At 63.0% G+C, this 22,837-nt stretch carries 21 protein-coding genes; 6 read left to right on the top strand and 15 right to left on the bottom strand.

What is annotated here, in order from left to right; genetic code table 11:
• Positions 1-3: 3 nt before the first annotated feature.
• From ilvD to ilvG, 4 genes are all read right to left on the bottom strand, one after another.
• Positions 4-1,845, bottom strand: coding sequence for a dihydroxy-acid dehydratase (ilvD, locus tag ACZ9IL_RS18720; protein ID WP_476004818.1), 1,842 nt, complete (start codon positions 1,843-1,845; stop codon positions 4-6).
• A gap of 165 nt (positions 1,846-2,010) precedes the next feature.
• Entirely contained in the window at positions 2,011-2,955 is a 945-nt protein-coding gene (locus ACZ9IL_RS18715) for a branched-chain amino acid transaminase (RefSeq protein ID WP_476004817.1), read from the bottom strand.
• Between the two features lie 12 nt (positions 2,956-2,967).
• Positions 2,968-3,225: an acetolactate synthase 2 small subunit gene (gene ilvM / locus ACZ9IL_RS18710; protein WP_476005379.1), complete on the bottom strand. Its 258-nt coding sequence runs from the start codon at positions 3,223-3,225 to the stop codon at positions 2,968-2,970.
• A 38-nt stretch (positions 3,226-3,263) separates the two neighbouring features.
• A complete protein-coding gene (gene ilvG / locus ACZ9IL_RS18705; protein ID WP_476004816.1) occupies positions 3,264-4,910 on the bottom strand; it encodes an acetolactate synthase 2 catalytic subunit in 1,647 nt (548 codons plus the stop codon).
• A 384-nt stretch (positions 4,911-5,294) separates the two neighbouring features.
• Between ilvG and ACZ9IL_RS18700 the strand changes: the two genes are divergently transcribed.
• From ACZ9IL_RS18700 to ACZ9IL_RS18690, 3 genes are all read left to right on the top strand, one after another.
• Positions 5,295-6,809 (top strand): YifB family Mg chelatase-like AAA ATPase, encoded by a 1,515-nt coding sequence (locus ACZ9IL_RS18700; RefSeq protein ID WP_476004815.1) that lies wholly within the window; start codon positions 5,295-5,297, stop codon positions 6,807-6,809.
• A gap of 137 nt (positions 6,810-6,946) precedes the next feature.
• A complete protein-coding gene (locus ACZ9IL_RS18695) occupies positions 6,947-7,846 on the top strand; it encodes an acyltransferase (RefSeq protein ID WP_476004814.1) in 900 nt (299 codons plus the stop codon).
• 9 nt (positions 7,847-7,855) lie between these two features.
• Complete coding sequence (locus ACZ9IL_RS18690) at positions 7,856-8,809, top strand: acyltransferase (protein ID WP_476004813.1); 954 nt, start codon at positions 7,856-7,858, stop codon at positions 8,807-8,809.
• Here the strand turns inward: ACZ9IL_RS18690 and ACZ9IL_RS18685 are convergent.
• Positions 8,755-9,237, bottom strand: coding sequence for a 2-thiouracil desulfurase family protein (locus tag ACZ9IL_RS18685; protein WP_476004812.1), 483 nt, complete (start codon positions 9,235-9,237; stop codon positions 8,755-8,757). The two genes, ACZ9IL_RS18690 and ACZ9IL_RS18685, sit on opposite strands and share 55 nt — an antisense overlap.
• Positions 9,234-9,884: an NUDIX hydrolase gene (locus ACZ9IL_RS18680; protein WP_476004811.1), complete on the bottom strand. Its 651-nt coding sequence runs from the start codon at positions 9,882-9,884 to the stop codon at positions 9,234-9,236. Before ACZ9IL_RS18680 ends, ACZ9IL_RS18685 begins: the two co-directional genes overlap by 4 nt.
• Before the next feature lie 74 nt (positions 9,885-9,958).
• Here ACZ9IL_RS18680 and ACZ9IL_RS18675 point away from each other — a divergent pair, with 74 nt between their 5' ends.
• On the top strand, positions 9,959-10,594 hold the full coding sequence (locus tag ACZ9IL_RS18675; RefSeq protein WP_476004810.1) for a nicotinamidase: 636 nt from the start codon (positions 9,959-9,961) through the stop codon (positions 10,592-10,594).
• 198 nt (positions 10,595-10,792) lie between these two features.
• On the top strand, positions 10,793-11,971 hold the full coding sequence (gene pncB / locus ACZ9IL_RS18670; RefSeq protein ID WP_476004809.1) for a nicotinate phosphoribosyltransferase: 1,179 nt from the start codon (positions 10,793-10,795) through the stop codon (positions 11,969-11,971).
• An 81-nt stretch (positions 11,972-12,052) separates the two neighbouring features.
• Here pncB and ACZ9IL_RS18665 read toward each other — a convergent pair whose 3' ends face one another.
• From ACZ9IL_RS18665 to rph, 9 genes are all read right to left on the bottom strand, one after another.
• Complete coding sequence (locus tag ACZ9IL_RS18665; RefSeq protein ID WP_310597562.1) at positions 12,053-12,661, bottom strand: thiol:disulfide interchange protein DsbA/DsbL; 609 nt, start codon at positions 12,659-12,661, stop codon at positions 12,053-12,055.
• Between the two features lie 301 nt (positions 12,662-12,962).
• Positions 12,963-13,952: a serine/threonine protein kinase gene (locus tag ACZ9IL_RS18660; protein ID WP_476004807.1), complete on the bottom strand. Its 990-nt coding sequence runs from the start codon at positions 13,950-13,952 to the stop codon at positions 12,963-12,965.
• 65 nt (positions 13,953-14,017) lie between these two features.
• Entirely contained in the window at positions 14,018-15,466 is a 1,449-nt protein-coding gene (ccoG, locus tag ACZ9IL_RS18655) for a cytochrome c oxidase accessory protein CcoG (protein ID WP_476004806.1), read from the bottom strand.
• A 195-nt stretch (positions 15,467-15,661) separates the two neighbouring features.
• On the bottom strand, positions 15,662-15,925 hold the full coding sequence (locus ACZ9IL_RS18650) for a YihD family protein (protein ID WP_476004805.1): 264 nt from the start codon (positions 15,923-15,925) through the stop codon (positions 15,662-15,664).
• Between the two features lie 30 nt (positions 15,926-15,955).
• Complete coding sequence (locus tag ACZ9IL_RS18645; protein ID WP_476004804.1) at positions 15,956-17,110, bottom strand: GGDEF domain-containing protein; 1,155 nt, start codon at positions 17,108-17,110, stop codon at positions 15,956-15,958.
• Positions 17,111-17,264: 154 nt separating this feature from the next.
• Positions 17,265-17,654, bottom strand: a complete 390-nt coding sequence (cueR, locus tag ACZ9IL_RS18640; RefSeq protein WP_476004803.1) for a Cu(I)-responsive transcriptional regulator — start codon at positions 17,652-17,654, stop codon at positions 17,265-17,267.
• 10 nt (positions 17,655-17,664) lie between these two features.
• Positions 17,665-20,070, bottom strand: coding sequence for a heavy metal translocating P-type ATPase (locus tag ACZ9IL_RS18635; protein ID WP_476004802.1), 2,406 nt, complete (start codon positions 20,068-20,070; stop codon positions 17,665-17,667).
• A 161-nt stretch (positions 20,071-20,231) separates the two neighbouring features.
• The gene (pyrE, locus tag ACZ9IL_RS18630) at positions 20,232-20,885 is read right to left on the bottom strand and encodes an orotate phosphoribosyltransferase (RefSeq protein ID WP_476004801.1); all 654 of its coding nucleotides are present in this window, start codon (positions 20,883-20,885) and stop codon (positions 20,232-20,234) included.
• Between the two features lie 80 nt (positions 20,886-20,965).
• Complete coding sequence (gene rph / locus ACZ9IL_RS18625) at positions 20,966-21,682, bottom strand: ribonuclease PH (RefSeq protein ID WP_476004800.1); 717 nt, start codon at positions 21,680-21,682, stop codon at positions 20,966-20,968.
• A gap of 146 nt (positions 21,683-21,828) precedes the next feature.
• Between rph and ACZ9IL_RS18620 the strand changes: the two genes are divergently transcribed.
• Positions 21,829-22,692 (top strand): YicC/YloC family endoribonuclease, encoded by an 864-nt coding sequence (locus tag ACZ9IL_RS18620; protein ID WP_476004799.1) that lies wholly within the window; start codon positions 21,829-21,831, stop codon positions 22,690-22,692.
• Positions 22,693-22,837: the final 145 nt, after the last annotated feature.

The following is a 22,837-nucleotide window of genomic DNA, read 5'->3' as shown; positions in this document are numbered from 1 at the left end:
TTTTTACTCCTCCAGCTTGCTGAGATCGCGCACCGCGCCTTTGTCGGCGCTGGTGGCCAGCATGGCGTAGGCGCGTAGGGCATAGGAGACCTGACGCTGACGGTTGAGCGGCTTCCAGCCACGGGCATCGACGGCCACGCGACGGGCGGCCAGCACGCTGTCGGCGACTTCCAGCACCATGCTGCGGGCCGGGATGTTGATGTTGATGATGTCGCCATCCTCCACCAGCCCTATGGTGCCGCCGGAGGCCGCCTCGGGGGAGACGTGACCGATAGACAGACCCGAGGTGCCACCGGAGAAGCGACCATCGGTGATCAGCGCGCAGGCCTTGCCCAGCCCCATCGACTTGAGATAGGTGGTGGGGTAGAGCATCTCCTGCATACCGGGGCCGCCCTTGGGCCCTTCGTAGCGGATCACCACCACTTCACCGGCCTTGACGGTGCCGTCCAGGATACCGGCGACCGCCGTATCCTGGCTCTCGAACACCCGCGCCGGGCCACGGAAGCAGAGGTTGTCTTCATCCACCCCGGCGGTCTTGACGATGGCGCCATTGAGGGCGATGTTGCCGGACAGCACGGCCAGACCGCCTTCCAGGCTGTAGGCGTTGTCCAGCGAGCGGATGCAGCCCTCGGCGCGGTCCAGATCCAGATCGGGCCAGCGGCAATCCTGACTGAACGCCTTGGTAGTACGGATGCCCGCCGGGCCCGCGCGGTAGAAGTCGTGTACCGCCTGATCATCACAGCGGCTGACGTCGTACTGCTCCAGCAACTCGCTCAGCGAGGTGCCGAGCACGTTGCGGGTATCGCCATGCACCAGGCCGGCCTTCTCCAGTTGACCCAGGATAGCGACCACGCCCCCGGCGCGGTGCACGTCTTCCATGTGGTACTTCTGGGTGGACGGCGCCACCTTGCACAGCTGCGGCACCAGGCGGGACATGCGGTCGATGTCGGCCAGGGTGAAGTCCACCCCCGCCTCCTGCGCCGCCGCCAGCAGGTGCAGCACCGTATTGGTGGAGCCGCCCATGGCGATGTCGAGGGCCATGGCGTTCTCAAACGCCGCCTTGGTGGCGATGTTGCGCGGCAGGGCGCTCTCGTCGTCTTGCAGGTAGTAGCGGTTGGCGAGGGTGACGATGCGCTGACCCGCCAGCTTGAACAGCTGCTCGCGGTCGACGTGAGTGGCCAGCATGGAGCCGTTGCCCGGCTGGGAGAGGCCGAGCGCCTCGGTCAGGCAGTTCATGGAGTTGGCGGTAAACATGCCGGAGCAGGAGCCGCAGGTGGGGCAGGCACTGCGCTCGATCTGATCGCTCTGGGCGTCGGAGACCTTGGGGTCGGCACCCTGGATCATGGCGTCCACCAGATCCAGCTTGATGATCTGATCCGACAGCTTGGTCTTGCCCGCTTCCATCGGGCCGCCGGAGACGAAGATCACCGGGATATTGATGCGCAGGGCGGCCATCAGCATCCCCGGGGTGATCTTGTCGCAGTTGGAGATGCAGACCATGGCGTCGGCGCAGTGGGCGTTGACCATGTACTCCACCGAATCGGCGATGAGTTCGCGGGACGGCAGCGAATAGAGCATGCCGCCGTGGCCCATGGCGATACCGTCATCCACCGCTATGGTGTTGAATTCTTTGGCAACGCCACCCGCGGCTTCAATTTCCCGCGCCACCAGCTGGCCGAGATCCTTGAGGTGAACGTGGCCCGGTACGAACTGGGTGAAGGAGTTGACCACGGCGATGATGGGCTTGCCGAAATCCTGATCGGTCATGCCGGTGGCGCGCCAGAGCGCACGGGCTCCGGCCATGTTACGTCCGTGGGTGGTGGTGGCGGATCTCAACTTCGGCATGGTCTCTACTCCCTGAATACATGAGCCCTGTTGGGCAAATTAGCGATACAAAACGGTCACTTCAAATCGGTTGTGGCCAAGGATGCGGCCCTTGCCACAGCCGACTCTGCGGTTGTCATCCGCATGGGATGGCGCGGGCGACCAGGCCGCCCGCGCCATCATCGATCAGTCGTTGACCGGGGTCAGCCAGCCCCACTTGTCATCGGTCTGGCCGTTGAACAGGCCGAAGAAGGCATTTTGCAACTGTTCGGTCACGGGGCCACGACTGCCGGCGCCGACCCGCATCCGATCCACCGAACGTACCGGGGTGACCTCTGCCGCCGTGCCGGTCATGAAGATTTCGTCGGCCACATAGAGCGCCTCGCGCGGCAATGCCTGCTCGCGCACCTCGTAGCCTAAGTCTCGTGCCAGCGTCATGATGGTGTCGCGGGTGATGCCGGGCAGGATGGCGGCGGTGGCGGGTGGGGTGAACAGCACGCCGTTCTTCACCAGGAACAGGTTCTCCCCCGCCCCTTCGCTCAGGTAGCCGTTCACGTCCAGCGCCAGCCCTTCGGCATAGCCGTTGCGCTTGGCCTCGCGGCTGATCAGCTGGGACGACAGGTAGTTGCCCCCCGCCTTGGCACCGGTGGGGATGGTATTGGGCGCGAGCCGGTGCCAGGAGGTGACACAGACATCCACCCCGTTTTTCAGCCCCTCCTCGCCGAGATAGGCGCCCCAAGGCAGGGCCGCAACCATGAGATCGGCCTTGGCATCGAGCGGCGGATGCAGCCCCAGCCCCACGTTGCCGATGAAGGCCAAGGGGCGCAGATAGCCGCTCTTGAGGCCATTCTCGCGCACCACGGCGCGACAGGCTTCATTCAGCTCGGCCTCGCTGTAGGGCACGTCCATCCAGTAGATCTTGGCGGAGTCGAACAGGCGACGACTGTGCTCCTGCAAGCGGAAGATGCAGGTGCCCCTGGGGGTGTCGTAGGCACGCACCCCCTCGAACACCGAGGAGCCGTAGTGCAGGGCGTGGCTCATGACGTGGACCTGGGCATCTTGCCAGGGCACCATCTTGCCGTTGAACCAGATATATTGCGGCTGAGAGTGAGGATGGGAAGGCTGTGACATTGGCTTTGCTCCTTAAGCGCTGATCCGGGGTTGCTGTTCCAGTGCATCGACCCGGGAGACATCCACCAGCTTGACCAGCTGGCTCCACAACTGCTGGATGGGACGTACCGACTCGACAGTAACCGTGATCCGCAGCTGTTGGCAATCTTGCTCCATGTGCAGGGCATTGAGCGCGAAGCCACGGTGGCGCACCACCCGCAGCACCCGCTCCATCACCTCGGGTCTCGCCTGGGCGTGGATCTGCAAGGTGCTGGTGTGGCTCAAGGGCATGGCGACTACGCTGGCCTGGGTATGTGCATTGGGCTGGTTCATGGGCGTTGCTCCATCATCTTGTGGTTGGCGACTCCTGGCGGAACCAGGGGCCAGACGTTTTCTTCCTCTGAAATCGCGACATGCAGCAGGTAGGCACTCTCGCTGGCGAGCAGGCGACCGAACGCCCCTGCTATCTGATCTTTGCGGCTGATGGTCTCGCCCGGAATACCGAAGGCGGCCGCCAGGGCGATGAAGTCCGGGTTGTCCGAGAGGATGGTCTCGCTGTAGCGGCCATCGAAGAACAACTCCTGCCACTGGCGCACCATGCCGAGCCGCTGGTTGTCGATCAGCACCATCTTCACCTTGAGCTGGGCCCGGCGTATGGTGCCGAGCTCCTGCACGTTCATCATGAAGGAGCCGTCACCGCTCACCAGCACCACTTCATCCTCGGGGCGCGACATCTTGGCGCCGATGGCGGCGGGCAGGCCGAAGCCCATGGTGCCAAGCCCGGCGCTGGAGAGGTGATTGCGCGGGCTGGTGAAACGCATGTGCTGGGCCACCCACATCTGATGCTGGCCGACATCGCAGGCCACCACGCTGCTCTCTGGCAGGCGCTCGGAGAGCTGTTTGAGCAAGGCCGGGGCATAGATGGGCTGGCCGGGATGGTCGTAACGGAACGCGTATTCCAGCGCCATGGCGGCGCAGTGCGCGCGCCAGGGGGCGATATCGAGTTCCATGATCAGCGCCGGCAGCACCCGTTTCAGGTCGGTGGTGATACCCACCTCGGCGGCGCGGCGCTTGCCAAACTCGGCGGCGTCCACGTCCAGATGGATCACCTTGGCGCCGGGGGCAAATTCATCCAGCTTGCCGGTCACCCGATCATCGAAACGGGCGCCGACCACCAGCAACAGATCGCACTGCTGCACCGCGAAGTTGGCCGCCTTGGTGCCGTGCATGCCGAGCATGCCGAGGTAGACGGAGCTGTCGGGGTCCAGCGCCCCAATTCCCTTGAGAGTGGTGACCGCCGGCATGCCGGTGGTGGCGGCAAATTCGCGCAGCTCAGCTTCCGCATTGGCCATGCCTACCCCACCACCGACGTAGAGCACCGGACGCTCGGCAGCACCGAGCAGGGCGCGGGCCGCATTGATCTCGGCCGGGTTGAGGTGCTCTGGCTCCTCCACCGCAAACAGCGGGCTCTGCTTGGGGACCGCGGCCAGCTGCACGTCCTTGGGAAAATCGATAAGCACCGGGCCGGGCCGCCCCGAGGTGGCGATGGCGAAGGCTTCTGCCAGCACCCGGCCCAGATCCGCCGCGTCTGTGACCATGAAGGAGTGCTTGGTGCAGGAGAGCGACATGCCGAGCACGTCCACCTCCTGGAAGGCGTCGGTCCCCACGGCGGCGCAAGCAACCTGGCCGCTGATGGCCACCAGCGGCACCGAGTCGAGCAGCGCCTCGGCCAGCCCGGTCACCAGATTGGTGGCACCGGGGCCCGAGGTGGCGATGCAGACGCCAACCTGACCGGAGGCGCGGGCGTAGCCCACCGCCGCCATGGCGGCGCCCTGCTCGTGACGGCAGAGCTGATGGGCCAGGCCACCGTCATACAGGGCGTCGTAGACCGGCATGATGGCCCCACCCGGGTAACCAAACACCTGGGTCACACCCTGTTTCTTGAGAGCCTGTACCAAAAACTGCGCGCCGTTCATGTGGAAATCCTGTCCTTGGGTCGAAAAAAAACCCCCGAGCCTGGAGGCTCGGGGGTCGCTTGTTTTCGTTCTGTCCGGTGGTGGGTCTATCCCTTGTTCCGTGCAGCTAAACGAGCCCCGAGCGGTGAGATAATAATCACCACTAGGACCACGATAATGCTGACGAAACGGGAGGCCATGTTCATAGTTACAACCGGAAATCCTGTGAAATGGGGGCGGTTCTTACCGCGAATGGCTATTAGAACTAGCACGGTGATTTTTATTGGGCAAGCGTTTTTTACCTGACAAGATCCTGGTTTAAAGCGAGTCCAGTGCCTAAAACTGGCACAAAAAACTAATAAAAAACGGTTAACCAGCATATACATCAAACCAAGGACGGGATTTATGTCATTAGCTGTGGTTTATAGCCGTGCCAGTCTGGGGATAGCGGCACCGCAAGTCACGGTGGAAGTGCATCTCTCCAACGGCCTGCCCGCCTTCAACATGGTGGGGCTGCCGGAAACGTCGGTGAAGGAGTCGCGGGATCGGGTACGCAGCGCCCTGCTCAACGGCAACTTCGAATTCCCGAGCAAGCACATCACCGTCAATCTGGCTCCCGCCGATCTGCCCAAGGAGGGCGGCCGCTTCGATCTGGCCATCGCCATCGGCATCCTCGCCGCTTCCAAGCAGATACCGGCAAAATACCTGCTCGATCATGAATTTTTGGGGGAGCTGGCGCTGACCGGCGAGATCCGCCCCGTGCTCGGGGTGCTGCCCGCCGTGCTCGCCTGCCGGGATGCGGGTCGCACCCTGCTGGTGCCGCGAGAGAACGGTCCCGAGGCCTCCCTCATCGGGGACGCCGAGGTGCGCACCGCCCACCAGCTGTTGGCGGTCACCGCCTGGCTGGCGGGTCAGTATGAACTGCCGCTGCCGGATCCCCAGACCACGGATGCCCTGCCCGATGTGCCGGACTTGCAGGACGTGATCGGCCAGTCCCAGGCCAAGCGAGCGCTGGAGATCGCCGCCGCTGGCAGCCACAACCTGCTGTTCATCGGTCCGCCCGGCACCGGCAAGAGCATGCTGGCGAGCCGCCTGCCCGGCATACTGCCACCGCTCAGCGAACAGGAGGCGCAGCAGACCGCCGCCATCCACTCCATCGGCGGCCTGACCCCGCGCGCCGGCCACTGGCACCACAGGCCCTATCGCACGCCCCATCACAGTGCCTCTGCGGTGGCACTGGTCGGCGGCGGCAGTCATCCACGACCGGGCGAGATCTCGCTGGCCCACAACGGGGTGCTGTTTCTCGACGAGCTGCCGGAGTTCGAGCGCAAGGTGCTCGACTCCCTGCGCGAGCCGTTGGAGACAGGCCACATCACCATCAGCCGGGCCGCCCGTCAGGTGGATTTCCCTGCCCGTTTCCAGCTCATCGGCGCCATGAACCCCAGCCCCTGCGGCCACTACGGTGACGGCCAGACCCGCTCCAGCCCGGATCAGATCCTGCGCTACCTCGGCAAGCTGTCCGGCCCCTTCCTCGATCGCTTCGATCTGACGGTGGAGGTGCCGCTGCTGCCCAAGGGCAGCCTCACCGGCAAGGCGGAGCGGGGGGAGTCGAGCCAGCAGATCCGCGAGCGGGTGCTGGCGGCGCGGGAGCGAATGCTCGCCCGCAACGGCAAGCTCAACAATCTGCTGGATAGCCGTGAGATCGAAACCATTTGCCGACTATCACCGCAAGATGCCGAATTTTTGGAGGGTGCCATTCAGAAGCTCGGGCTCAGCATCCGGGCCTGGCACCGCATCCTGCGGGTGTCGCGCACCATCGCCGATCTCGCAGGCCAGTCCACCATCCGTAAGGAACACCTGATCGAGGCGCTCGGCTATCGCGCCATGGACCGGCTGCTGTCACGGCTGCGCAGCGGTTGAATTCTGTGGGTTAAAGGAGAAGTGAGTCCCATGTGTTTCATGGGCTCACGCATGGTCTCGCGGCGCCTCGGCTGGTATTATGGCCACAGATCAGACCACTTGGTGGTTCCCCACAGACAAGAAGACGGACTCGACTCATGCAAAACAAGCTGATAGAGCGGCTGCGTGGCAGCCTCTCGACCCTGCTCTATTTTCTCAACACCCTGTTCTGGTTTGTCCCCATCCTGCTGCTCGGCCTGCTCAAGCTGCTGCTGCCGCTCAAGGGCTGGCGCACCCTGTGCAACGCCCTGCTGGATGGCTGCGCCAGTTGCTGGATAGGTTTCAACAACCTGATCCAGAAAGTCATCATCAGGACCACTTTCGAGGTGGTCGGACTGGACAAAGGGAGCCGGAATGAGTGGTATATGGTGATTGCCAACCATCAATCCTGGGTCGACATACTGGTATTACAGCGGATTTTTAATCAAAAAATCCCCTTCCTGAAGTTTTTCCTCAAGAAAGAACTGATTTGGGTACCTTTTCTCGGTCTGGCCTGGTGGGCGCTGGATTTCCCCTTCATGCGGCGTTACTCCCGTAAATTTCTGGAAAAACGCCCCCATCTGAAGGGAAAAGACATAGAAACGACGCGCAAGGCCTGTGCCAAGTTCCGCCACATTCCGGTGAGTGTGATGAACTTCGTGGAGGGCACCCGCTTCACCGCTCACAAGCATGACAAGCAGGCCGCGCCCTATCGCCATCTGCTGCACCCGAGAGCAGGCGGCGTCGCTTTTACCCTGGCAGCCATGGGGGATCAACTGCACAAGCTGGTGGATGTGACCATCGCCTATCCGGGCGGTATCCCCAGCTACTGGGACTTCATGTGCGGTCGGGTCAGGGAGATCAAGGTTCGGGTCCGCTTTCTGCCGATCGAACGCAATCTGGTGGGGGATTACTTCAATGACCCCGAGTTCCAACAAGAGTTTCAACAGTGGCTGAACGGGATCTGGCACGAGAAAGACCAGACCCTGAGCCGGCTGCTGGCGGACGAGACACAGTAAACGACACCCATGCTAACCTTCCTGCCCGGCCCGCTGGTGATGCTCATCAGCGCCAGCCTGACCATATTGTTCATCATCCTGGTCTCCAGCCTGATCCTGCTGGTCTCCCTGCTCAAGCTGCTGCCGATCCCGGCCCTCAGCCGCGCCTGCAGCCGGATCAACAACGGCATCATGCGCTGCTGGCTGGGCTGCAATGCCTTCGTCATCCGCCTCACCACCCGCATCGAGTGGCAGATCGAAGACGACACCCGGCTGCGCAAGGATGGCTGGTATCTCATCGTCAGCAACCACATGAGCTGGACCGACATAGTGGTGCTGGGTCACCTGTTCCGGGACCGGCTGCCGGTGCCCAAGTTCTTCATGAAGCACGAGCTGATCTACATCCCCCTGATGGGGCTGGCTTGCTGGGGGCTGGACATGCCCTTTATGCGCCGCTATTCGCGAGAGTTCCTGCTACGAAATCCGCACCTGAGAGGGAAAGATATCGAAACGACGCGCCACGCCTGCGAGAAATTCCGCCACATCCCCACCACCGTCATCAACTTCGTGGAAGGCACCCGTTTCACCGAGTCCAAGCGGGATGCGGGGCGTTCACCCTATCGTCATCTGATGCCCCCCAAGGCGGCGGGCCTGGCCTTCACCCTGGCGGCCATGGGGGAGCAGTTCGACAGCCTGATCAACGTCACCATCAGTTACCCTGACAACCGCGAGACGCCCTTCAAGGACTTCCTGATGGGACGGATGAAGCGCATCCGGGTGCGCATCGAGGAGTTGCCCGTGGACGAGCAACTGGTGGGGGATTACTTCAACGACAAGCAGTTCAAGCGTGGCTTCCAGCAGTGGCTGAACCAGTGCTGGCAGGAGAAGGACAAGGTGCTGGCGCAGTGGCAGGAGGCCGATGCCCTGAGTCAGGCGGAGGTAGCCGCCGCCAAGGCGAGCGCCGCGGCCAAGTCCGGCAACTGATCCTCCGAGAAGACGTTGATGCCGTGGCGGCGCAGCAGGGCCGTGGTCTTGCCCTCGCCCGCCATGGAGGTACCCTCGAAGCGGCCGTTGTAGATGCGGCCGCTGCCACAGGAGGGGCTGCCCTCTTTGAGCAGGGCGAAGCGAATATCCTGGGCCTGGCAGAGTTGCAGCGCCAGTTCGGCGCCGCGATCAAATTCCGCCGTCACATCCAGCCCAGACTGGGTCAGCACCCGCTCCCCCCGCCGCTCGGCGGGCGGGCGCGGGGTCGGCAAGCCGCCGGCCACCTCGGGGCAAAACGCCAGCGCCCGCCCCTCGGCCCCCAGCGCCTCCAGCCAGTCGCTGATGATGCCCTTGCTCTGGCCGTCGTAACGTACCGGCTGGCCGAGCAGGCAGGCGCTGACCAGCACTTTGGGCTTGAGCAGCGTCATGCTTCGGCTCCATTCATGACCTGATCGAACATCACGCAGCAGGGACTCTCCAGCCGGTAAAGAATGGCGGGACGCTGCTTGCCGGTACGCTTGCGACCGGTATCCACCAGGATGTCGGCACGATGGATCCGCTTGCGAAATGCCGCCGTGTTCATCGGGGTCTGCAAGATGAGCTCGAAGGCACGCTGCACCTCGGAGAGGGTGAACTCGGGCCCCAGCAGTTGCAGCGGCAGCGTGCTGTAGCGGCTCTTGATGCGCAGCCGCTCCAGCCCCTTGGCAATCAGCTGCGCATGATCGAAGGCGAGGCTGAGCCCCGGCAGGGCATCGAGTGGATGCCAGTGACCGCGTACCACCTCCACCTCGGGCTCGACCAGGCACAGATACACCAGCGTGGTCGACCAGCCGCGCGGATCCCGCTCCAGATTGCCGAGGGTACAGACCTGCTCGCTGTAGCACTGGCCCAACCCCCACTCCGCCAGCAGGCGATGGCGGGCGGCGTCCAGATCCCTGTCCCGCGTCTCGTCGATACGCAGCGCGGGCAACTGCCAGCTGTGGGCAAAGGGGGGGCGATCGCGGGTCTCAAGCAGCAACTCGAGTCGCTCCTCGTTCAACCGCAGCACCACCATATCCAGACTCATTCTCGGCATCTTGGTCGACCTGCTCGCCTTCTAATAATGTTTGGTAGATAATATCACAAGAATAATATGTGCAGGAGCCAATCATGGGAACCATCGCCAGCCTGGATATTGATGCGCAGAAGGGGTTCACCCCCCTCTGTCCGAGCGAACTGCCCGTCGCGGGCGGGGATGATATTGTGGCTGCGCTCAACGCTCAGGCCTGCCTCGCCAGCCTGCGCGCAGGCAGCAAGGATGCCCACCCCCGCAATGCCGTCTGGGCCGTCACCGACCCGGCCGCCGCGCTGCAGCCGCTGACCCTGGCCAACGCCGACCTCAGCTGGCCGGTGCACTGCGTGCCGGGCACCCCGGGCTTTGAGCTGCTCGATGGCCTGCCCGCCCCCATCGATTACGACTTCTTCGTCTGGAAGGGGGTCGAGCCGGATCTGCATCCCTACGGTGCCTGCTTCCACGATCTGGCCGAGCGACGCAGCACCGGCCTCATCGAGTTTCTGCACTCGCGCGGCGTCGATACCGTGCTGGTCGGCGGCCTCGCCACCGACTACTGCGTCAAGACCAGCGTGCTGCAACTGCGCCGCGCGGGGCTGCGGGTGATAGTGCATCTCGATGCCTGCCGCGGCATCGCCACCGACACCGTCGCCCTTGCCCACACCCAGATGATCGAGGCCGGGGCCGAGCTGGCCCAGACCCTGACCGATGTACAACGCCTGCTGGACGCCTGATATGTCTCCCACCCTGACCCGACTCGTCGACACCGATGCCTGCAAATTACCTATGCAGCAGGGGGATTCCATCATACGTCCCCGTCTGCGAGGAGTCTGATATGCCTCCCATCCTCACTCGTTTTGTCGACACCGATGCCAGCACGTTACCTGTGCAACAGGACGTCATCCCGTCCATCCGACTGCGAGGCGTCTGATATGCCACCGATCCTCACCAGTTTGCTCGACACCGATGCCTACAAACTGCATATGCAGCAGGCCGTCTTCCACCGCTATCCGGATGCCGAGGTGGTGGCCGAGTTCCACAGCCGCAACGACGAAGATCTGCTGCCCATGATGGGCCAGATCGAGGAGCAGCTACGGCTCGCCGGCTCGTTACGGTTGACCAAACCCGAGCTCAACTTCCTGGCCGAGCGCCCCTTCTTCACCGCCGATTACCTCGATCACCTGCGCCGCAAGCCGCTGGACGCCTCCCTGCTGCAGGTATTTGAGCGCGATGGCCGCATCAACGTCCGCGTGGAAGGCCCCTGGCAGGACGTGATCCTGTGGGAGATCCCGGTGCTCGCCATCATCAGCGAGATGCGCAACCGCTTCCGATATCCCCAGTTCGGGGTGAGCCACGCCCTGACCCGGCTGGATCAGAAGATCGACAAGCTGGAACAGACCCTGAGCCCGGCGGAGATGGGCGAGTTCAACCTCATCGACTTTGGTACCCGCCGCCGCTTCTCCCACGGGGTGCAGGATGCCGTGGTGGGCCGTCTCAAGGAGCGTCTACCGGCGTTTCGCGGCACCAGCAACTACCTGCTGGCCCAGAAGTACGGGCTGCCGGCGGTGGGCACCCAGGCCCACGAGTGGTTCCAGGCCCACCAGCAACTCGGCTTCCCGCTGGAACACAGCCAGCGCGCAGCCCTCACCAGCTGGCTGGATGAGTTCACCAACCACCTCGGTATCGCCCTGACCGATTGCATCACCATGGATGCCTTCCTGCGCGACTTCGACTTCGAGCTGGCCAGCCGCTATCAGGGGCTGCGCCACGACTCCGGCGATCCCGTGGTGTGGGGGGAGAAGGCCATCAGCCACTATCAGCGGCTCGGCATAGACCCGACCGACAAGACGCTAGTGTTCTCCGACGGCCTCAACCTGGACAAGGCGGTCCAGCTGTTCCGCCACTTCCGTGGCCGCATCAACACCAGCTTCGGCATCGGCACCAAGCTCACCTGCGATCTGCCCGGCGTCACCCCCATGAACATCGTGTTCAAGCTGATGGAGTGCAACGGCGGCCCGGTCGCCAAGATCTCCGACAGCCCGGGCAAGACCCTGTGCCGGGATGCGGACTTCATCCGCAACCTCAAGCAGGCGTTCCACGTCGGGGTATAAACCCCTCTCAGGGCGAAACAATGCCAAACAAAAAGCCCGCCGGTGCAAACCGGCGGGCTTTTTGTTTGGCATCAGAGGGGATCAGTCTTTCTTGGCCAGCAGGAATTTCACCAGCTGGTTGAACTGCTCCTGGGAAGTGATGGATTCAATCTTCACCATGTATTTGCCATTGACCAGGAAGGCCGGCACACCGCGCACGTTGTAGCTCTCGGTGTTGCGATCGAACTGGGAGACCATGCCGGAGACGGCGAAGCTGTCGACGGCACCGTCGAACTCTTCGGCCGGCACGCCGCTGTCCACGAAGATCTGCTTCAGATCGCCGCGGCTCTGCGGAACCTGCTTCTGGGTGTGGATCTTGTCGAAGATGACCGGGGTCAGCTTGCCTTCGACGTTCAGCAGGTTGGCAACGGCGTAGGCACGCTGGAACTCAGGACCCATTTCGCGACCCAGGAAGGCCACCGGGTTCTTCTTCATCGGCACGCCTTCCGGCAGGCTCTTCTTCAGATCCTCGGCGATCGGCTCGAACTTGGCGCAGTGCGGGCAGAGGTAGGAGAAGAACTCCAGCACTTCCGGTTGGGCACTGCCGGTCTGTTTGACCACGTCATAGTTGACGCCTTCCTTGAATTCCGGGGCGGCGTGAACCATGGGGATCATCAGCATGGCAGCGAGGAAAAATAGTACTTTTTTCATGACGTTTCCTGTTAAGGGATCACTGTGAGGCACGCCCGGCGAACCGAAGCAGTCCAAGCCTATTGTGTCCCTCCGCCAACGTCAATGACAAAGGCAGAGCAGGCAGTACAAGGCGTTAGCTGCGTCACTGCCCCAACGTCAATGGCAAAGGCAGGGCGGACGGGTCAGCCCCAGTCCGGTTCAGGCGAGGAACCGGGCTGGTCGCCCCACCACTCCGCCATCAGGCTCGACGAGAGCACCTGCAAAGCCCCCACAGCCACTCTCTCACAGGGGAGTGCGACCTGCGACCCTCGTGAACATCTCACCAGTCCGGCATCAGGCTCAGCGGCGGGGCCTTCAAGGCCTCCAGCTGATCATGCAGGGTGGCAATCTGCTGGCGCCAGTAGTGATCGGTATTGAACCAGGGGAAGTGGCGAGGGAAGGCCGGGTCTTCCCAGCGCCGGGCCAGCCAGGCCATGTAATGGACGATGCGCATGGCCCGCAGCGGCTCGATGAGCGCCAGCTCGCGCGGGTCAAATTCCATGAACTCCTCGTAGCCCGCCAGCAGGGTATCGAGCTGGATCAGCTGTTCGTTGCGATCGCCGCTGAGCAGCATCCACAAATCCTGGATGGCAGGGCCGGTGCGGCAGTCATCGAGGTCGACAAACATGGGGCCATCGCGCCACAGGATGTTGCCGGGGTGGCAGTCCCCGTGCAGGGAGATCTGGGCCACGTCCAGGGTCATGGCGTCGCACACGTGGCGGATCAGCTCGTCCAGCACCCCGAAGAACTGCTTGGCCAGGCCGCTTGGCACCCACTCCCCGGCCGCCAGCAGCTGGCGCGGCTCGTGCAACATGCTCTCCACATCCAGCCTGACCCTGTGGTGGAACGGCCGGCTGGCACCTATCCGGTGGATGCGACCGAGGTAGCGCCCCACCCACTCCAGTTGCTCCAGGTTGTCCACCTCGAACTGGCGACCACCGACGCTCTGCCAGATGGCGAAGGGGTAGCCCTGATGCTCCAGCAGGGTCTCGCCGGCGAAGCCGAGTGGCGCCGCCACCGGGATCTCCGCCTCATTGAGGCGGGCGGCGAAGCCGTGCTCTTCCAGGATCTGGGCCCGACTCCAGCGACCGGGACGATAGAACTTCACCACGTAACGGCGGCGATCCTCGTCCTGAAACTGGTAGACCCGGTTCTCGTAGCTGTTGAGCTCGATGAGGCCGGAATCGATACGCAGGCCGCTGAGATCGATAGCATCCATGATGAGGTCGGGATTGAGGTCGGAATAGTTGAAACGCATGTCATCCACCATGAGAAAGGGGCGCTGTTGCGCCCCATTCTATCTCATCGTCACCGGGGATACCTCCCGCAGCACCATCACAACCGGCTGATAAACTTGCTGGCCTGACGCAGGGTACCCTTGCTGTCATCCGGATCCGCTCCCTCCCGCTTGAGCACGAAGCGGATATCCAGGGTCGGCTTCTTCAGGTTGAAGGGATCAACCGCCAGACTGACCGGCAGGGTGAAGATTTCCCCTGGTTTGAGAGTCACCTCCCGTGGGCCGAACCACTGGTATTCCGGCAACCCCTCCACGTCCAGCTGGTAGCGCTGGGGTTGCAGGGTCTTGTTGAGGATCTTGAGGGTATAGGTGTTCTCGATGAGCCCCTCGCTGTTCTCCCGGAACAGCTGGTTGCGATCCCGCAGTATGTCGAGCCCCATCGGCATGATGGACATGGCGTTGTAGACGAAGACCCCCAGCATGATCACCATCACCAGGCCATAACCAAGCAGCTTGGGCCGCGCCACATGGGTGCTGTTGTGGGCCAGCTTGTGCTCTGTGGTGTAGCTGATCAGCCCCTTCGGATAACCCATCCGATCCATGGTCTGATCGCAGGCATCGACGCAGGCGCCACAGTTGATGCACTCGTATTGCAGGCCGTCGCGGATGTCGATGCCGGTCGGGCAGACCTGCACGCAGAGATCGCAGTCGATGCAGTCCCCCAGCCCCAGCGCCTTGGGATCGGCCTTGCGGGCACGGGGGCCACGGGCTTCGCCACGCTTGGTGTCATAGCCGACGATGTAGGTGTCCTTGTCGAACATGGCGGACTGGAAGCGGGCATAGGGGCACATGTGGATGCACATGATGGCGCGCATCCAGCCGGCGTTGCCGTAGGTACAGGCGGCGAAGAACAGCACCCAGAAAATGACCCAGCCGCTCGCCTGCAAGGTGAAGAACTCGGGCACCAGCTGGAATACATCCTGGAAGTAGGCAACGAAGGTGAGGCCGGTGCCGAGGGAAAGCAGGATCCAGGCCAGATGTTTGGCTCCCTTGCGCGCCAGCTTGTCGGCACTCCAGGGGGCGGCATCCAGCTTGCGCCGCTTGTTGGCCGAGCCTTCCAGCTTCTCCTCGAACCAGATGAACATGAAGGTCCACACCGTCTGCGGGCAGAGATAGCCACACCAGACCCGGCCGAGGAAGGTGGTCACGAAGAAGAGGGCGAAGGCGGCGATCATGAAGACCCAGGCCAGCAGGGTCAGATCCTGCGGCCAGATGGTCGCGCCGAAGATGTGGAACTGCTGATGTTCGAGATCGAACAGCACGGCCTGACGACCGTCGTAGCGCAGCCATGGCAAGGCGACGAAGAGCACCACGAAGAACCAGCCCATGGCCTTGCGCATCCGCTGCCAGTAGCCGGTCTGGGCTCTCACATAGATGCGGTTGCCCGGATTGAACCTGTCATCGCTGGCTTTGAAGGTCTTGGGATTGAAGGTCCCGGTGACGTCGCCGGTGACATCCTTGATATCGATCTTGTCCTGGTCGGCCATTGCAGCACATCGCTCCACTTATATTGTTATGAAGCAGATTATATCTTAAACAACCTGCTAATTGTGTGGGTTAAATGTATCTATAGTTCGAGACTCGTCGCAATTTCGGGTAACAAAAAAGGCCCGTCGCCAGTTGACTACGGACCTTTTTGGAGATTCTTTTGAAAACCTGTCAGCTTCCCGCAGGGGCAAGCTTTACTTGATGCCGCGGGCCTTGAGCAGGGCTTCCTTGAAGTCGGGAACATGATCCTTGGCCAGCCCCGGGATCAGCGCCTGCTTGTCGGCATCCCGCATCTTGAGGTGGTAGATCAGCATGTCATCGGTCAGCTCGGACAGGGCGCCCTCATAACCGGCCTCCGCCGCCAGTTTGCTGATGAACTGCACCAGGCTGAGGTCCTGTTCCTTGATCCAGGCGGGCTGCAGCAGTTCCAGCAGCTCTTCGATACGATGACATTGCATAGACGACCTCTCTCATCTGTCTTTTGAAACTCAGGCAACCTTACCCATCAAGGCTGCTTCGATACGATCCCGCCCATTATGCTTGGCCTGATAGAGGGCCGCATCCGCTTTTTGGATCAGTTCGGCGATGGAGAGACTCGGATCCGGGACCAGAGTCGCCACCCCGAAGCTGCAACTGACCCGCCCGGAGACCCGGGATTGCTGATGCGGTATGCCCAGGGCGCGCAGGGCAGTGCGCACCTGCTCGGCGATCTGGAGTGCCCCCTGCTGGCTGGTGCAGGGCAGCAGCAGGGCGAACTCCTCCCCGCCGTAGCGGGCAGCCAGATCGTCCTCCCGCCGCAACACCTCCGCCAGCAGGCCCGCCACCTCCTGCAGGCATTCATCCCCCAGCTGGTGACCATAGTGATCGTTGAATTGCTTGAAGTAATCCACATCCACCAGCACCAGCGACAATGGCGCCCTGGCTCGCTGGCAACGGCGCCAGGCCCGCGCCAGACAATCATCGAGGTGGGCGCGATTGGCGATGCCGGTCAGCCCATCCAGGCGGGAGGTGAGCTTGAGATGCTCGGAGACCACCTTGAGCTCGGCCACCAGATCCGCATTGGAGAAGCGATGATAGAGAGAGGCCACCTGATCCCGTCGCAACCGTCGCAGTAAAGTCGGCAGAAACACGAACAGGTAGCCCGCCAGCATGCAGGAGACGATGCGCTCCTGCTCGTTGCCGCCGCTGAGCTCGAACAGCATGGCGAAACCCAGCGGCAGCACGGCGCCGTAGAGGGTACGACGACTGCCAAACAGCATGATGGCACTGCCGGTGAGGATCAGGCTGGTGAGCATCATCATGGCGGCCCGGTAGGTGTCGGGCAGCTTGTCCATGTAGAGCAGCACCCCGAGAGCCCAGACGATGGAGGTGATGGTCACCCCGATGAACAGCTCGCGCTCCAGCGTGGCCAGTGGCAACCGTGCCAACCTGGGTGCCCGCCAGCGCAGATGCCACCAGCGTCCCAGCAGCAGCAGGCAGACCAGTCCCAGCCAGCCCAGCGCCTCCCTGGCCGGCAGGTAATCGTGGAACAGCAGGCTCCAGCTGATCGCCAGCAGCGCCAGACAAGGCAGGCTGAAGGAGGCGTGGGTGTAGAGCTGGACCATGATGGCCTGCCTCACCTGGCGTGTCACACTCTGGGTCAACTGGGTACTCCCTGTACAAGAGCCGAGCAGCTTACCACTCCCCCTTCCCGCTCAACAATCAATCGCCAGCTATTAAGCTGCCACTCAGCCCCACGGTGGAACGACGGCTCCCCCAGCCAAGCGCTAGCTCGCCGAACATCTCGATGAGCCTGGCTTAGCCGCGCTCCAGCTCGTCGAGGATCGGGCACTCCGGGCTCGCATCCCCGTGACAGCAGCCCACCACCTCCTCGAGCGAGGCCAGCATTGCCTGCAGCCCGGCGATGCGGGTGCGCAGATCCACTATCTTCTCCTGCGCCAGCTTCTTCACCTGAGCGCTGGTCCTGTGCTCGTCCCGGTAGAGCGCCAGCAACTCCTGGCACTCCTCCAGATTGAAGCCGGTCTCCCGCGCCCGCTTGACGAAGCGCAGCTCCCGCAGCGCCCCGTCGCTGTAGCTGCGGTAGCCGTTGTCGCTGCGCACCGGCGCCGAGATGAGACCGATGCTCTCGTAGTAGCGGATGGTCTTGGCAGACAGCCCCGTGGCCTTGGCAACCTTGCTGATGTTCATCGATGACTCCTTAAATGTGCGGGTGAGCGCTGACACGGTTGCCCGCCTTGGGCCGCCAGCGTTTCAGTAACAGGGAATTGCTCAATACGGTGATGCTGCTCAGGGCCATGGCCGCCCCCGCCAGCTCGGGGCTGAGGTAGCCCAGCGCCGCCAGCGGAATACCGACCACGTTGAACACGAAGGCCCAGAACAGGTTCTGCTGTATGGTGCGCCAGGTCGCCGCCGAGATGTCGATGGCATCGGCCACCAGCCGCGGGTCAGATCGCATGAGAGTGATGGAGGCGGTCTCCATCGCCACGTCGGAGCCGGAACCCATGGCGATCCCCACATCGGCCGCCGCCAGCGCCGGGGCATCGTTCACCCCATCCCCCACCATGGCCACCAGCCCGTCGACCTGGGCACGCAGTGCCTCGACCTTCTCCACCTTGCCGGCGGGCAGCACCGAATCGAAGGCGCCGTCCAGCCCCAGCTTGGCGGCGATATGGGCCACCGGGGCCGGCGCATCACCGCTCACCAGCCAGCTGGCGATGCCGCGTTGACGCAGGGTCGCGATGGCCGCCGGGCTCTCTGGCCTCAGGGTATCCGCCAGTGCAGCGATGCCGACCGCCGCCCCGTCGATGGCGACCCAGACCCGGGTCGCCCCATCGTTACCCGGCTCGGCTTGCGCCGGCATGGGGATCCCGAGTGCGGCCAGCAGGGAGGGGTTGCCGATGGCGACAGAGTGACCCGCTACCTTGCCGAGGATACCGGCGCCGATGCGCACCTCCACCTCGTCCGGTTGCGGCAGGGCCGCATCGGTATCGCTCACAGCCTCCCGCATCGCCAGCGCCAGCGGGTGTTCGCTCGCCTGTTGCAGGGCGGCGGCCAGACGCAGTTGCTCCTCGTTGCCGCTCCAGCTTGCCAGCACCGGTCGACCCTGGGTGAGGGTGCCGGTCTTGTCGAAGATCAGCGCCTTGATGGCGTGGGCCTTCTGCAGGGTATCCACGTCTTTTATCAGGATGCCGTGGCGCGCCGCCACCCCGGTGCCGGTAACGATGGCGGCCGGCGTGGCCAGGCCGAGAGCACAGGGACAGGCGATCACCAGCACGGCCACCGCCGCCAGCAGCGCCTGACCGAAGTCGCCGCTATAGGCATACCAGATCAGCAGGGTGAACAGGGCGATGGCCATCACCACCGGCACGAACACGGCGGAGACCCTGTCCACCAGCTGCTGCAGCGGCGCCTTGCCCATCTGGGCGTTCTCCACCAGAGCGATGATTTTGCTGAGGCTGGAATCTTCCCCCACGGTCGTGGCTTCAATTTCCAGCACGCCGGATCGGTTGATGGCGCCCCCCAGCACGTTGTCACCTGGGGTGCGCAGCACCGGCAGGCTCTCGCCGGTGAGAATGGATTCATCCAGTTCGCTCTCGCCGCTGGTTATCTTGCCATCCACCGGCACCCGTTCTCCCACCAGCACCCGCAGCCGATCACCGCGCAGCACCTCGTCGACGGAGAGGCTCTGCCACTCCCCCCCGCGCCAGACGGTGGCTGTCTCGGGCCTAAGTGCCATCAGCTCGCGAATGGCGGACTGGGTGCTGCGCCGGGCCCGGGCCTCCAGCAGTTTACCGAGCGAAATCAGAGTGATGATGATGGCGCTCGCCTCGAAGTAGAGCTTGCCGCTGGCAGCCATTCCCAGAGTCGCCAACAGGTAGAGGCTGTAAAAGTAGGCGGCGCTGGTGCCGGTCGCGACCAGCACGTCCATGTTGGCGGAGCGATTCTTGATGGCGAGCCAGGCGCCGCGATAGAAGCGGGCCCCGATCCAGAACTGCACCGGGGTGGCGAGCACTAGCTCCAGCCAGGCGGGCAGATGCCAGGGCAGCAGCCCCGCCATGGCCAGCATCCCCACCAGCAGCGGCAGGGTCAGCAGGGCCGAGAGGCTGACCTGGATTAGCGCCTTGTGGGCGGCGGCGGATTCTTGCTCTTCCCGTGCCAGCAGCTGCTGACGGCGGGCGCTGGCACTGCCCTGCGCCAGCTGGGCACCAAAGCCCAGCGCCTCGATCTGCTCGCGCAGGGAAGCCGGGGTTTGCACGCCGGGCACTTGCGTGATACGGGCCTGCTCGAGGGAGAAGTTCACCTCCGCCGAGATGACCCCCGGCAACGCGCTCAGCATCTTGCTCAGCCGAGCCGAACAACCGGCGCAGGTCATGCCGGAAATTTGAAACAACAGCGTCTCTTCGCCGTAGTCGTAGCCCTGGGACTTGATGCTCTCCAGCACCGCCGGCAGCTGGGTATCCTGGCGAAGCTCGATGGCCGCCTGCTCCAGCGCGAAGTTGACGGTGGCTTCGACCCCGTCGAGTTTGTTGAGTGCGGTGGTGATCCGGCTGGCGCAGTTGGCGCAGCTCATGCCGCTGATGGGAAGTTGAATGTGCATGGTCATGACAATGCTCCTCGGAGTTGACCCGCAAACATTAACCTTTACTGTAAGGGTAAGCTCAAGCCGCTGTCTTCACTTTTTGTGCAAATAAAATACGGCGCCTGTTGGCGCCGTATTTTGCTCTCGAACGGAGCGACGAACTCAGGCCGCAGGCCCGGTCGTCGTCAGATCCCGTACTGGGCGCGGTAGGCCTGCATGGCCGCCAGCTGCTCGGCCAGCTCTGGCCGCTCTGCCTGCTGCTCTTCCAGATAGGCAATGAGATCGGCCATCTGGATGATGGCGATGATGTGGGCGCCGTAGTCGCGTTCCACCTCCTGGATGGCGGAGAGCTCGCCCTTGCCCTTCTCCTGGCGATCAAGGGCGATCAGCACACCGGCGAGGGAGGCGCCGTTGGCCTGGATCAGATCCATGGATTCACGGATGGCGGTACCGGCGGTGATCACGTCGTCCACCAGCATGATGCGCCCCTTGAGCGGGCTGCCTACCAGGTTGCCGCCCTCGCCGTGATCCTTGGCTTCCTTGCGGTTGAAGCACCAGGGCACGTCCACGTCGTGCTGCTCCACCAGCTGCACCGCGGTGGCGGAGGCAATCGGGATCCCCTTGTAGGCCGGGCCAAACAGCACGTCGAATGCTATGCCGGCATCCATCAGGGCGGCGGCATAGAAACGGCCGAGGCGGGCCAGATCGCGACCGCTGTTGAACAGGCCGGCGTTGAAGAAGTAGGGACTCTTGCGGCCGGACTTCAGGGTGAACTCACCGAATTTGAGGACCTGTTTCTCCAGGGCGAACTCGATAAATTGACGCTGGTAGGCTTTCATTCTGGCTCCTTGCTTGTCTCGTCTTGGTGTGGGGTAAAACAGGGGGTATAAAAAACGCGGCCAATGCCGCGTTTTTAAAATCAGGAGAGCGACTGCTTCTGCAGCGCGATGATGTCGGCTATGCCGCCCTTGGCGAGCGCCAGCATGGCCAGCAGCTCCTCGTGGGTGAAAGGCTCGGCCTCGGCGGTGCCCTGCACCTCGATGATGCGACCGTCTTCGGTCATCACCACGTTCATGTCAGTCTCGGCGGCGGAGTCTTCGAGGTACTCCAGATCGCAGATGGCTTCGCCCTGGAACATGCCGACGGAGACGGCCGCGATCATCTGCTTGAGCGGGCTCTGCTTGAGCATGCCCTTCTCGACCATCCAGTTCAGCGCGTCCACCAGGGCCACACAGGCGCCGGTGATGGCGGCGGTGCGGGTGCCGCCATCGGCCTGCAGCACGTCACAGTCCACGGTGATGGAGTGCTCGCCCAGGGCGGTCAAGTCCACGGCGGCACGCAGGGAGCGGGCGATCAGGCGGGAGATCTCCAGGGTACGGCCACTCTGCTTGCCGGCGGCGGCTTCACGGTTCATGCGGGAGTGAGTGGAGCGCGGCAGCATGCCGTACTCGGCGGTGACCCAGCCCTGACCCTTGCCCTTGAGGAAGCGCGGCACGCTGGTGTCGACGCTGGCGGTGCAGAGTACGCGGGTGTTGCCGAACTCCACCAGCACAGATCCTTCCGCATGTTTGGTGAAGTGGCGGGTGATGTTAACCGGGCGCACTTGCGCGGCACTGCGATCGCTGGGACGTGGCATGGGATGGCTCTCTGGGCTGGCTGAATTGGCGCAGGAGTATAAGCCATCGTGGCCCAAATATCAGCCGCTAATACCAATACATCGGCTGACGCCCTGCCCCCTGCTGGGTATAATCCAGCCACACTTCATCAAGCCCGGAACAATCAATGATTCACAGCATGACCGCCTACGCCCGCAAGGAACTCAAGGGCGACTGGGGCACAGCCGTTTGGGAAATTCGTTCGGTCAACCAGCGCTATCTGGAAACCTACATCCGACTGCCGGAGCAGCTGCGCAGCCTGGAGCCGGTCCTGCGTGAGCGTTTCCGCGCCAAGCTGCAGCGCGGCAAGGTGGAGTGCAACCTGCGTTTCGAAGCCGCTCAGGCCGCCGCCAGCCAGCTGCACATCAATGAAGATCTGGCCAAGCTCATCATCGAGGGCGCCAACTGGGTGATGAAAGAGGCCGGTCAGGGTCAGCTCAATCCGGTCGACGTGCTGCGCTGGCCCGGTGTCATGGCTGCCGCCGAGCAGGACATGGACGCCGTCGCCACCGAGCTGATGGGCGGTTTCGATCTGACCATGGAGGACTTCATCGCCTCCCGCGCCAGCGAAGGGGCCAACCTCAAGGCCCTGATCCAGCAGCGTCTGGACGGCATCCAGGTGGAAGTGAAGAAGGTGCGGGTGCACCTGCCGCAGATCATCGAATGGCAGCGCCAGAAGCTCACCGACCGCCTGGCCGAGGCCAAGGTGGAGCTGGATCCGGCCCGCATCGAGCAGGAAATCGTGTTGCTGGCCCAGAAGATCGACGTGGCCGAAGAGCTAGATCGCCTCGAGATGCACATCAGCGAGACCATCAAGATCATGAAGAAGGGTGGCGCCTGTGGCCGTCGTCTCGACTTCATGATGCAGGAGTTCAACCGCGAATCGAACACGCTGGGCTCCAAGTCCATCAACGCCGAGGTGACCCAGTCCGCCGTCGAGCTGAAGGTGCTGATCGAACAGATGCGCGAGCAGATCCAAAATATTGAATGATGGTTTTCTTTATCCAGGCAGGATAGAAAACACATTAAAATCAAAAGCTTTTCTTGTTTTGAAAATCACAGCATTCATCTAAACGCATTTTAGTTTGGGTAGTGGTGGGTAGTAGATTGGGGAGTTCAATCTCGCTATAGTTTTG

The organism is Aeromonas sp. TECH754, from assembly GCF_056279295.1.
This window is presented reverse-complemented; position numbering and strand designations above follow the sequence as displayed.